This is a genomic window from Streptomyces sp. NPDC002057, assembly GCF_040296665.1.
Classification (GTDB): domain Bacteria; phylum Actinomycetota; class Actinomycetes; order Streptomycetales; family Streptomycetaceae; genus Streptomyces.
The window spans coordinates 57,253-69,091 of sequence record NZ_JBEOXR010000010.1 but is presented as its reverse complement, the minus strand read 5'-3'; the positions used below and the strand labels follow the sequence as shown (position 1 = coordinate 69,091).

10 protein-coding genes are annotated in these 11,839 nt (G+C 73.4%); all 10 read left to right on the top strand.

The window, feature by feature from the left end:
* Window positions 1-3 precede the first annotated feature (3 nt).
* The 10 genes from ABT129_RS11195 to ABT129_RS11150 all read left to right on the top strand — a co-directional run bounded on the left by ABT129_RS11195 (window position 4) and on the right by ABT129_RS11150 (window position 11,741).
* Window positions 4-594, top strand: a complete 591-nt coding sequence (locus ABT129_RS11195; protein WP_351899486.1) for a dTDP-4-dehydrorhamnose 3,5-epimerase family protein — start codon at window positions 4-6, stop codon at window positions 592-594.
* 85 nt (window positions 595-679) lie between these two features.
* Entirely contained in the window at window positions 680-2,305 is a 1,626-nt protein-coding gene (locus tag ABT129_RS11190; protein ID WP_351899485.1) for an MFS transporter, read from the top strand.
* Between the two features lies 1 nt (window position 2,306).
* On the top strand, window positions 2,307-4,067 hold the full coding sequence (locus ABT129_RS11185; RefSeq protein ID WP_351899483.1) for an FAD-binding oxidoreductase: 1,761 nt from the start codon (window positions 2,307-2,309) through the stop codon (window positions 4,065-4,067).
* Between the two features lie 41 nt (window positions 4,068-4,108).
* Window positions 4,109-5,200, top strand: coding sequence for an acyl-CoA dehydrogenase family protein (locus ABT129_RS11180; protein ID WP_351899481.1), 1,092 nt, complete (start codon window positions 4,109-4,111; stop codon window positions 5,198-5,200).
* An 11-nt stretch (window positions 5,201-5,211) separates the two neighbouring features.
* Entirely contained in the window at window positions 5,212-6,042 is an 831-nt protein-coding gene (locus ABT129_RS11175) for an SDR family oxidoreductase (RefSeq protein WP_351899478.1), read from the top strand.
* On the top strand, window positions 6,039-6,863 hold the full coding sequence (locus ABT129_RS11170; protein WP_351899476.1) for an SDR family oxidoreductase: 825 nt from the start codon (window positions 6,039-6,041) through the stop codon (window positions 6,861-6,863). The genes ABT129_RS11175 and ABT129_RS11170 overlap by 4 nt, the downstream gene beginning before the upstream one ends.
* Window positions 6,864-6,895: 32 nt before the next feature.
* Window positions 6,896-7,381 carry a flavin reductase family protein gene (locus ABT129_RS11165; RefSeq protein ID WP_351899473.1) on the top strand — a complete coding sequence of 162 codons (486 nt, stop codon included), beginning with the start codon at window positions 6,896-6,898 and terminating at the stop codon, window positions 7,379-7,381.
* Window positions 7,382-7,666: 285 nt separating this feature from the next.
* Window positions 7,667-8,497, top strand: coding sequence for an NAD(P)H-binding protein (locus ABT129_RS11160; protein ID WP_351899471.1), 831 nt, complete (start codon window positions 7,667-7,669; stop codon window positions 8,495-8,497).
* Window positions 8,498-8,652: 155 nt separating this feature from the next.
* Window positions 8,653-10,173, top strand: coding sequence for an FAD-dependent monooxygenase (locus ABT129_RS11155; protein ID WP_351899469.1), 1,521 nt, complete (start codon window positions 8,653-8,655; stop codon window positions 10,171-10,173).
* Window positions 10,174-10,352: 179 nt separating this feature from the next.
* The gene (locus tag ABT129_RS11150) at window positions 10,353-11,741 is read left to right on the top strand and encodes an FAD-binding oxidoreductase (RefSeq protein WP_351899466.1); all 1,389 of its coding nucleotides are present in this window, start codon (window positions 10,353-10,355) and stop codon (window positions 11,739-11,741) included.
* Window positions 11,742-11,839 lie beyond the last annotated feature (98 nt).

The window sequence follows — 11,839 nt, the reverse complement described above, 5'->3', positions numbered from 1 at the left end:
GCGATGCGGGTGGTCGAGACGCGGGTTCCGGGCGCGTACGTGTTCACCCCGGACCTGATCCCCGACGCGCGGGGCGTGTTCTTCGAGTCCTTCCGTCACGACCTCGTCGAGGAGGTGACCGGCCGCCCGTTCAGGCCGGCGCAGATCAACTACTCGACGTCCGTGCGCAACACGCTGCGCGGTGTCCACGGGGTGGCGGTGCCGCCCGGGCAGGCCAAGTACGTGTCCTGTGTGCGGGGTGCGGCCCGCGACATCGTGGTCGACCTGCGGGTGGGCTCGCCGACCTTCGGCGAGCACCACGAGACCCTGCTGGAGGCCGGGTCGGGGCGGTGCGTGTACGTGCCGGAGGGGGTCGGGCACGGGTTCCTGACGCTCACCGACGACGCCTGCGTCAGCTACGTGGTCTCCACCCTGTACGTACCCGGGACCCAGATCGACATCGATCCGCTCGATCCGGACCTGGCGCTCCCGTGGGGGTTCGACGAGCCGCCGCTGATGTCGGAGAAGGACGCGAAGGCGCCCGGGGTGCGCGAGGCGCTCGCCTCGGGGCTGCTCGCGGAGTGGAGCGACGTACACGACGCACAGCGGTCCTGACGGATCACCAGCTCGGCCCTTGACCTCAAGTCGACTTGAGGTTCTACGGTTCTCGCCGTCCAGTGACAACGCAAGGAGATTCCCTTTGAGTACCGACGTGGACACGGGGTTACCGCCCCGGGCGACCCGTAGGGAGTGGCTGGGGCTGGCGGTCCTCGGACTCCCCACGATGCTCATCGCCATGGACCTGACCGTCCTGCACCTGGCCCTGCCCACGCTCACCGCCGACCTGCGGCCCGGCAACACCGAGCTGCTGTGGATCGTGGACGTCTACGGCTTCCTCATCGCCGGCTTCCTCATCCCCATGGGCGCGATCGGGGACCGGATCGGCCGCCGGCGGCTGCTCCTGATCGGCGCGGTCGCCTTCGGCGTGGCCTCGGTGCTCTCGGCCTTCGCGACCAGCCCGGCGATGCTCATCGGCGCCCGCGCGCTGCTCGGCATCGCGGGCGCCACGCTGATGCCCTCCACGCTCTCCCTGATCCGGGTCATGTTCCAGGACCCCAAGCAGCAGGGCGCCGCCATCGGGGCGTGGACCGGCTTCTTCGGCCTCGGCACGGTGATCGGCCCGCTGGTCGGCGGAGCCTTCCTCGAACTCTTCTGGTGGGGCGCGGTCTTCCTCATCGGCGTTCCCGTGATGGCGCTGCTGCTCGTCCTCGGACCGGTCCTGCTCCCCGAGTTCCGCGACCGCTCCGTCGCACGTCCCGATCTCGTCAGCGCCGTCATGTCCGTCCTCGGCATGCTCGCGCTGATCTTCGGCCTCAAGCGGATCGTCCAGGACGGCCTCGGCCCGGAGTCGGTCCTCCCGATCGTGGCCGGCCTGGTGCTCGCCGTGCTGTTCGTCCACCGCCAGGGCCGACTGACCCAGCCCCTGGTGGACCTCAAGCTGTTCCGCAACAGCCTGTTCGGCACCGCGCTCGGCATGCTGGTCCTCGCCACCCTGCTCTCCGCCGGGCTGCAGTTCCTCGTCATGCAGTACCTGCAGCTCGTACGGGGTCTGGCCCCGGTCCAGGCCGGGCTCTGGTCCCTGCCGATCACCCTCGGCGTCATGGTCGGCGCCATGGGAGGACCGGCGCTCGCCGGGCGGGTGAAGCTCAGCAACCTGCTCGCCGGGGGCCTGGTGGTCTCCGCGCTCGGCATGCTGCTGCTCTCCCGCGTCAGCGGCCCCTCCGACCTGTTCCTCGCGGTGGGCGGCACGGCCGTCCTCGGTCTCGGGCTCGGCCCGATGATCTCGCTCGGCACCGGACTGATCGTCGGAGCGGCCCCGCCCGAGCGGGCCGGCGCCGCCTCGGCGCTCGCCTCGACCGGCCCCGAACTCGGCAGCGCGCTCGGAGTCGCGCTGATCGGCAGCATCGGCTTCGCCGTGTACCGCTCCGACCTGGCCGGCCGGCTCCCCGAGGGGCTGTCCGCGCGGGACGCCGACGCGGCGAAGGACACCCTCGGCGGCGCGGTGGACACCGCCCGCGGACTCCCCGCCGACCTCGCCGACGGTCTGCTGGCGGTGGCCCGCGACTCCTTCGTCCAGGGCCTCCGGACCACCGCGGTCGTCGGTGCCGTGCTCGCCGTGCTGCTCGCGGCGGCTGCCGCGGTCCTGCTGCGGAACGCCCGGATGCCCGGACCCCCGCCCGCCGAGGAGGCGGACGGGGAGACGGCCGGGGACGCGGCCGGGGAGGCGGACGGCGAGGCCAAGCCCCTGGAGAAGGTGGACAACTGACATGGCGGGTACCCACCCCGCGTCCGAACCGGTCCACACCCCCGTGGGGGTGTGGACCGGTTCGGTGCGTCACGACGAGCGGACCGACCCCTACGTCATCTCCTTCGCCCCCGACGGGACGATCGCGCTGCGCACCCCCGCCACGGTCGGCACCGGGACCTGGACCGAGGGGGAGGCGGGCCGGTTCTCGTACGAACTCACCGAGACCTTCACGGCCGCCGCCGGCCACACGGGGCGGCTGGAGGTCCATGTCGAGGCCCACCTCCTGGGGGACACGCACGAGGGGGCCGGCACCGCCCGGATCCTCGGTCCCGACGGCGTCCTGATGCGCACCACCAGGGGCGAGTTCGCCGGTGCCCGCGTCGCCGCGGAACCGGCCGACTGGCACGGCCTGGTGACCCTGGGCGCCCCGATCCGCGGCCGCACGCTCCACCGCGGGGACGACGGCTTCGAGGAGGCGGCCTCCGGCTGGCTGCTCAACGTCGGGCACCGGCCCGCCGCGGTCGTGGTCGCCGCCGACGCCGACGACGTGGCCGCCGCCGTCCGGTTCGCCGCAGCGGAGAACCGGCCGGTCGCGGTGGAGTCGACCGGCCACGGCAGGTCGGTGCCCGCCGACGGCGCGGTGTTCGTCTCGACCGGGGAACTGCGCGAACTCTCGGTCGATCCCCGGGCCGGAACGGCCCGCGTCGGCGCGGGGCTGCGCTGGGGCGAGGTCGTCGCCGCCACCGCCGCACACGGCCTCGCGCCCCTGTGCGGCTCCTCGGCCGACGTCGGGGTGATGGGCTTCCTGACCGGCGGCGGACTGCCGCTGACCTGCCGTACGCACGGCTTCGCCGCGGACCGGGTCCGCTCCCTGGACCTCGTCACCGCCGACGGCCGGGTCCGCACCGTCTCGCCGACCCGGGAACCCGACCTCTTCTGGGCGGTACGGGGCGGCAAGAGCAACTTCGGCGTGGTGACCGCCGCCGAGATCGACCTGGTGCCGCTGCGGTCCGTCTACGCCGGGGAGCTCTACTACCCCGGCGAGGACCCCGCGCACGCGGCGCACGTGCTGCGGTCCTATCTGGCCTGGGCCAAGGACCAGCCGGACGAGATGTCGTCCTCGGTGACCCTCCTCGGGTTCCCGGACGAGCCGCAGGTGGCCGAGGAGTACCGCGGCCGCTCGTTCGTGCTCGTGCACGTCGTCTGCACCCTCGACGAGGAGCGCGGAGCCCGGCTGGTGGAGCCGCTGCGCGCGCTCGCCCCCGAGAGGGACACCTGCGCCACCCTGCCGTACACCCGGCTCAGCGGGATCCACCACGGCCCGAGGCACCCGGTCCACGTGCACTTCCGCAGCGCGCTGCTGGGCGAACTGGACGACACGGCCGTCGAGACGCTGGTCTCCCTCATCGACCGGGAGCGGCCCGGCGGGCCGGTGCCCGGCATCGAACTGCGCCACCTCGGAGGCGCGCTGGGCCGACCGCCCGAGCGGCCGCACGCGGTGGGCGCCAGGGACGCGGCCTTCCACCTGTGGACGCGGTCGCCCGCCCCCGCCGAGGAGGCGCGCCGGACCCTGGACGAGGTGCTGGAGCGGCTGCGGCCGTGGGACACCGGCGAACTGCTGCCGGGGTTCCTGTTCGACCACGACTCCGACCCCGAGCGGGTCCGGCGGGCCTACGCGGAGCCCGACCACCGGCGGTTGACCCGGCTGAAGGCCGTGTACGACCCGCACAACCTGTTCCGCATCAACCACAACATCCCGCCCGTCGTCGACGGCGCGTGAAAGGGGGAAGCACCGGAATGTCACTCTCACCGGAGACACAGGTGACGTTGGCCGAGGTCGCCAAGCTGGCCGGGGCGCAGGCCGCGCGGGCCGACGCCGAACGCCGGGTGAGCCCGGAGGTCGTACGGGCCGTGGTGGACGCCGGGTTCGCCCGGTGGCTGGTGCCGGCCCGCTGGGGCGGCGCCGAGCGCGGCTACACCGAACTGACCGCCGCCGTGGCGAAGCTGGGCGAGGAGTGCTCCTCCACGGCGTGGCTCGCCTGCCTCGCCGCCCACGCCGCCCGGTACGTGGCCTGTCTGCCCGAGCAGGGCCAGGCCGACATCTGGGGGGACGGCCCCGACACCCTGGTGGCGGCCGTCATCAAGCCGCTCGGTTCGGCGGTCGAGGTGGAGGGCGGCTTCCGCCTCACCGGCTCCTGGACCTACGTCAGCGGAGTCGAGCACGCCGACTGGGCGCTGCTGACCGGCCCCGCGCCCGGCCCGAAGTCCGGCGGGCAGCCGATGCGGCTCTTCGCGGTGCCGCGCCGGGACTACACCTTCGAGGACACCTGGTCCTCCCTCGGCATGCGGGGCACCGGCAGCCACACGCTCGTCCTGGACGACGTGTTCGTGCCCGAGCACCGGGTCTGCCTGCGCGAGGACGCGTTCCGGGGCGTGACGGTGGGCCTGCCGAAGCGGCCCCCGGTGCCGAACCCCGCCGTGAGCGGGCTGACGTTCGTCGCTCCCGTACTGGGTGCCGCGCGGGGCGCGCTCGCGGTCGCCGCGCAGCTCGTGTCGGTTGCCCCGACGGGCCCCCGGGCCGCCGCCGGCCAGGCCTACCAGGTGGAGTTCGCCCGGGCCGCCGGAGAGATCGACGCGGCCGAACTCCTCCTCGGACGGGCCTCCGCCGTCGTGGACGGCGGCGCGCTGACGCCCGCGCTCGCGCGCCGCAACCGCAGGGACTTCGCGCTGGCGCTGCGGATGCTGGCCGACGCGACGGACCGGCTGCTGGGGATCGGCGGCACCAGGGCCCAGGAGGACGGGCACCCGCTGCAGCGGTACTGGCGGGACGTGCGCTCGGTCGCGAGCCACGCGGTCATGCAGTTCGAGCCCGCCGCCCTCGACTACACCCAGGGCCTCGCAGGTCCGGCCTGAAGGAGACAGCAATGATCTTGATATCCGGAGCCACCGGACACGTCGGCAGGCCCCTCGTGGACGCGTTGCTCGCCGCCGGGCGGAAGGTGCGGGCGCTCAGCCGCGACCCGGCCGGGGCCGACCTGCCCGCCGGCGTCGAGGTGGCCGCCACCGCCGATCCGCCCCTGTCCGGCATCACCTCGGCCTTCTTCGTCATGGCCGCGTTCCCGGGGGGCTCCGCGGAGCCGATCGCCCGGCTGAGGGAGGCGGGCGTCAGCCGGATCGTCGCCCTGTCGTCGTACTCGGTCCTCGACGACGACCCCAGGAACATGATCGCCGTGAAGCACCGGGAGCTGGAGCGCCAGATCCTGGAGACCGGCGCGGAGTGGACGTTCCTGCGCCCCGCCGGAGGACTCGCGGCGACCGCCCTGGAGTGGGCCGGGACGATCCGTACCGACGGCGTCGCCCGGTTCCCCTTCGGGGACGCCCGGACCGCACCGGTGCACGAGCGGGACATCGCCGCAGTGGCCGCGCGAGCCCTGCTGACCGACGAACTCGTCGGCCAGGCACCGCTGTTCAGCGGGCCCGAGTCGCTCAGCTACGCCGACCGCGCACGGATCATCGGCGAGGTCACGGGCGAGCCGGTCCGCTTCGCGGAGCTCGGCCACGACGAGGCCCGACAGGAGTGGCTCGCGGCCGGCATCCCGCCGCACGCCGTGGAGGCGCGGCTGCGGATGTTCGCGACCATGGTCGGCCGCCCGCACGAGATCTCACCGGTCGACCCCTACCTGGGACGGCCCGGGCTGACCTTCGCCCAGTGGGTCGCCGACCACGCCGACACGTTCCGGAAGGGGACGAAATGATTCTGGTAGCCGGTGCCACGGGCAACGTGGGGGGCGAGCTGCTGCGGCAGCTGAGGGACGAGGAGGTCCCCGTCCGGGCGCTCAGCCGCGACCCGGGACGGGCCGCGCTCCCGGCCGGCGTGGACGTGGTCGGAGGGGACTTCGCCTCACCTGAGTCGCTGGTCAAGGCCTTCTCCGGGGTGGACGCGCTCTTCCTCATGATGTCCGGGAACGAGGTCGCCGTCGTCGAGGAGGCGGTCCGCGCCGGGATCCGGCGGATCGTGCTGCTCTCCAGCGTCGCCGTGGAGACCCGCCCGGACTCCCTGATCGGCAGGGTGCACCGGGACGCCGAGCGCGCCGTCGAGGAGTCGGGTCTGGAGTGGACGTTCCTGCGTCCGGGCCAGTTCGCCTCCAACACCCGGGCCTGGGCCTCCCAGATCGCCGTGGGCGACGTCGTCCGCACACCGTTCGCGCGGGTGGGCCTGCCCGCCGTCCACCCCGGTGACATCGCGGCGGTGGCCAGGACCGCGCTCACCCGGGACGGGCACGCCGGCGAGATCTATCCGCTGAGCGGCCCACGGCCGGTGACGCCGGTCGAGCAGGTGGCGGCGATCGGCGAGGCGATCGGCCGGAAGCTGCGGCACGAGGAGATCAGCGCGGAGCGGGCCGGGGAGGAGATGGCCGCGTTCATGCCGGCCGAGATCGTGGCCGCGACCCTGGACTTCCTCGGCGACCCCACCGTCACGGAGACCGAGGCCCTGCCCACGGTCGAGAAGGTGACGGGGCGGCCGGCGCGCACGTTCGCGCGGTGGGCGCGCGACAACGCCGACGGCTTCCGCTGAGACACCGGAGAGAGCAGGGGGCGCGAACAGTGTTGACCCAGCGCGGATTCCGCGACGTCCTGGGCCGTTTCGGCACCGGAGTGGTGCTGGTGACGGCGGAGTCGGACGGCGGTCCGGTCGGCATGGCGGTGAACTCCTTCACCTCCGTGTCGCTGGACCCGCCCCTGATCGCGTTCTGCGCCGCGCTGACCTCGACCACGTGGCCGACGGTCCGGGCGGCGGGCGGCTTCGCCGTCACGATCCTCAGCGACGCGCAGGAAGAGGTCTGCCGGACCTTCGCGACACGCGGCACGGACCGCTTCGGCGGCGGGGAGTGGGCCAGGACCGCCGCCGGGCACCCGGTGGCGGTGGGCGGACTCGGCTGGCTGGACTGCCGGATCAGGACGGTCCAGGTCGCGGGGGACCACGAACTGGTCGTCGCCGAAGCGGTGGACTGGTCCCTCGGGCCCGACGCGCGGCCGTTGATCTTCCACTCCGGCCGCTTCGCCGGCCTGGCGGAGCGATCACGTGCGGAGTGACGCGGCCGAACGCCACCTGAGCCGCACGGCCCGCGTCCGCCCGGGAGCGACGGCCGGGCACCACCGGAGCCACGCGGCCGAACGCCACCTGAGCCGCACGGCCCGCGTCCGCCCGGGAGCGGCGGCCGGGCACCACCGGAGCCACGCGGCCGGCGTCCGCCCCAAGGCACCCGCCGAGCACCGCACGACCGGCATCCGCCCGGGAGCGACCGCCGGGCACCACCCGAACAACGCAACTGAGAACCACCCGGAATTGCCCGAGCTGTGGAGGGGCCTGTGTTTTTGGTGACCGGAGCGACCGGGAACGTCGGTCGTCATGTCGTCGGTGGACTGCTCGCCGCCGGAGCGCCCGTGCGCGCGCTGACCCGTCGTCCCGAGGCGGCCCGCCTGCCGGCGGCGGCCGAGGTGGTGGGGGGCGACCTCACCCGGCCGGAGACGGTGGAGCCCGCGCTGAAGGACGTGTCCGCGCTGTTCCTCTTCCCCTCGCCGGGTACGGCGGGGCCGGTCCTCCGGGCCGCGAGGGAGCACGGGGTGCGCCGGGTCGTCCTGCTCTCCTCGTCGGCCGTCGAGTACGGCGCCGAGCACGCCGACAACGAGATCGTGGCGTTCCACAGGGAGGTCGAGCGGGAGGTCGAGGCGTCCGGCCTCGACTGGACCTTCGTCCGGCCCGGCGCGTTCGCCGTCAACACCCTGCAGTGGGCGCCGCAGATCAGCGCGGGCGACGTGGTGCGCGGCCCCTTCGCGGGGGCCGAGATGGCGCTCGTCCACGAGCGGGACATCGCGGACGTCGCCGCCCGCGCGCTCCTCACGGACGGGCACGTGGGCGCGAAGTACGTGCTGACCGGGCCGGAGTCGCTCACCCAGGCCGAGCAGGCCCGGCGGATCGGCCTGGCCCTCGGACGGCCGGTGCGGTACGAGGAGTCGACGCCGGAGGCCGCGCGCGAGGAGATGATCAGGAACCACGTCCCGGCCGCCTTCGTGGACATGCTCCTCACCTTCCAGGCCGGGCTCGTCGGCGTCCCCGCGGAGGTCACGCGGACCGTCGAGGAGGTCACCGGCAGCCCCGCCCGCACCTTCGACCAGTGGGCCGCCGAGCACGCGGCCGACTTCCGGTAGCGGCGTCCGGGAGCCACCGGCGGCCGGTGGCTCCCGCCCCCCCCGAACGGTCGCCGTGGAGATCCTCGGCGCCCGGCCCGGCTCCGGCCGGCCCACCACCCGTGAACGAACCGCCCGCGCGCAGGCCCGAGGCGGCAGGAGAGAGAGGTGTCCTCATGGCAGATGTGATCATCGCCGGCGGTGGCCCGACCGGGCTGATGCTCGCCTGCGAGCTGCGGCTCGCCGGAGTGGACGTGCTGGTGCTCGAACGCCTCGCGCGGCGGACCGGCGAGTCGCGGGCCGGCGGCCTCCACGCCCGGAGCGTGGAACTCCTCGACCAGCGCGGGATCGTGGACCGGTTCCTCGCGGAGGGCAGCGCGCAACCGCTCGCCCACTTCGCCTTCATGCACCTGGACATCGAGGGCTTCCCGACGCGGCACCCGTACGCGGTCGCCATCCACCAGTCCCGGATCGAGCAGCTCCTGGAGGACCGCGCGATCGAGCTGGGCGTGCGACTGAGGCGGCCCGCCGAGGTGACCGGGCTGCGCCAGGACGCCACCGGGGTCGAGGTGGAGATCGCCGGGGAGGCGGGGACCGAGCGGCTGCGGGCCGACTACCTGGTGGGCTGTGACGGCGGCCGGAGCACGGTACGCAAGCTGACCGGCATCGGCTTCCCCGGCACCGACGCCACGCTGACCGCGCAGCTGGGCGACGTCGAGCTCACCGACCCGCCCGCCGAGGTCGTCTTCGGGCCCGAGGGCCGGCGGGACAACGGGTTCTACATGAACTTCAACTCCGAGTGGCCGGGCCTGTACCGGATCATCACGGTGGAGTTCGACAAGATCACGAACCGGGACGAGCCGGTGACCCTGGAGACGCTCAGCGAGGCGTGCACCGACATCGCCGGGACCGACTGGGGCATGCACAGCCCCCGCCGGCTCGACCGGTTCAGCGACGCCTGCCGCCTGGTCGACCGGTTCCGCGCGGGACGGGTCCTGCTGGCCGGGGACGCCGCGCACGTCCACTTCCCCTCCAGCGGACAGGGGCTGAACCTCGGTCTCCAGGACGCCGTCAACCTGGGCTGGAAGCTCGCCGCGGTCGTCCGCGGACAGGCCCCCGACACTCTGCTCGACAGCTACCACGACGAGCGGCACCTGCACACCACGCACATGCTCAACAACATCCGCGCGCAGACCTCCCTCTGGCGCGCGGGCCAGCACGCCGACGCGCTCCGCGAGGTGTTCCACGACCTCATCGAGTTCGAGGACGGCAACCGGTACCTGGGCGGAGTCATCAGCCAGCTCGACACCCACTACCCGATGGGCGACGGGCATCCGGCCCTCGGCCGCCGGATGACCGACCTCGACATCAAGTCGCCGACCGGACAGATACGCGTCTTCGAGCTGCTGCACGGCGCGCGGCCGGTGCTGCTCGACTACACCGGCCGGTCCGAGCTGCGTACCGCCCTCGAAGGCTGGGCGGACCGGGTCGACCTCGTCGAGGCCGAGCCCCGGGACGACCACTGGTCGTTCCCGGTGCTCGGTGAGGTCCCGGCCCCCGCGGCGGCCCTGATCCGCCCCGACGGCCATGTCGCCTGGGTCGCGTCCACCGGCCCCGCCGACCCGGAGCTGCCGGAGACCGACACCGAGGCCCTCGTCGCGGCGCTCACCCGGTGGTTCGGACCGACCCGCGGATAACACCGGATGAATTCCGGCGGAGCCCACCGCGAACGTGATTCGGCGAGAAACCGGATGACTGGCCGAATGTGAGCGGTAGTTCCGTCTTGTGTTTGACAGAAAAAATGCCCGGATGGCAGGGTGCGAACTCTTTGATATCGGGCTGAATTCACTGAAGAACCATATGAAGGAGTCACTCTGTGACAGCGCCTCTCGGCCGCACCCCCCTGTCGATCGGGGAACTCACCGACGAGCGGTACGGGCAGGTCATCGCGCCCGGCGACGCCGAGTACGAGGCGGCGCGCACCGTGTACGTGGGCGACGTCGACCGCAGGCCCGCCGTCGTCCTGCGGCCCCGCAACGCCGAGCAGGTGGCGCGCGTCGTGGCGCTGGCGCGGGAGACCGGGCTCGAACTGGCCGTCCGCGGCGGCGGTCACAGCGGGGCCGGGCACGGGGTCTGCGAGGGCGGCATCGTCCTGGACCTGGCCCATATGCGCGCCCTGGAGATCGACGTGGCGGCCCGTACGGCCTGGGCCGAGACCGGCATCTCCGCCGGCGAGTACACCGAGGCCGCCGCGGCGCACGGGCTCGCGACCGGGTTCGGCGACAGCACCATGGTCGGGGTCGGGGGCATCACCCTGGGCGGCGGCATCGGGTTCCTGTCCCGCAAGCACGGAATGACCATCGACGACCTGCTGGCGGTGGAGATCGTCACCGCCGACGGCGAACTCCTGACGGTGGACGAGCACCACCACCCCGATCTGTTCTGGGCCGTCCGCGGCGGCGGCGGGAACTTCGGGGTCGCGACCCGCTTCAAGTTCCGGCTGCACGAGCTCGACGGCGTCTACGGCGGAATCATGGTCCTCCCGGTGACCCCCGAGATCCTGGAGGCCTTCGTCGCCGAGGCCGAGGCCGCCCCCGAGGAGCTCTCCGTCATCGTGAACGTGTGGACGGCGCCCCCGTTCCCGTTCGTGCCCGCCGAGTACCACGGCAAGCCGATCATCCTCGCGGTGCTGTGCTACGCCGGTCCCGCCGAGGCCGGCGAGGAGGTCGTCGACCGGTTCCGGGCGATCGCCCCGCCGCTGGCCGACATGGTGCGGGCCGTCCCCTACCCCGGGATCTTCGGCCCGGCGGACCCCTCGCAGCACCCCGTCTCCGCCGTGCGCAACATGTTCATCGACCGGGTCGACCGCGCCACCGCCGAGACCATCCTGGAGCGCGTCACCGCCTCCGGCGCGCTGGTCGCCGGGGCGCAGCTGCGCGTGCTCGGCGGGGCCATCGCACGGGTCCCGTCCGACGCCACGGCCTTCGTCCACCGGCAGAGCCGGATCATGGCGCACCTGACCGCCGTCTACGCCGATCCGGCCGAGGCCGAGGTGCACGAGACCTGGGCCGAGGAGTTCATGGCCGCCATCCGGCAGTCCGACTCCGGCGCCTACGTCAACTTCGTGGCGCACGCGGGGCCGGAGGAGATCCGGGACGTCCTCTACCCCGGGGCCACCGGGGAGCGGCTCGCCCAGATCAAGGCGAAGTACGACCCGACCAACCTGTTCCGCTCGAATCACAACATCACGCCCGCCGTGTCGTGAGAATCCGATCCGGTTGACCTCCGGGGCGACGCCCCGGGTGGTCGGTGAAAGGGACGCCGTATTCCGGCGTCCCTTTCTTGTTTTTCCGTCAGCATCCC

Excerpts from the sequence above, each read along its gene's own strand:
- ABT129_RS11155 (WP_351899469.1), top strand. The coding sequence starts at position 8,653 with ATGGCAGATGTGATCATCGCCGGCGGTGGCCCGACCGGGCTGATGCTC.
- ABT129_RS11195 (WP_351899486.1), top strand. The coding sequence starts at position 4 with ATGCGGGTGGTCGAGACGCGGGTTCCGGGCGCGTACGTGTTCACCCCG.
- ABT129_RS11170 (WP_351899476.1), top strand. The coding sequence starts at position 6,039 with ATGATTCTGGTAGCCGGTGCCACGGGCAACGTGGGGGGCGAGCTGCTG.
- ABT129_RS11185 (WP_351899483.1), top strand. The coding sequence starts at position 2,307 with ATGGCGGGTACCCACCCCGCGTCCGAACCGGTCCACACCCCCGTGGGG.
- ABT129_RS11175 (WP_351899478.1), top strand. The coding sequence starts at position 5,212 with ATGATCTTGATATCCGGAGCCACCGGACACGTCGGCAGGCCCCTCGTG.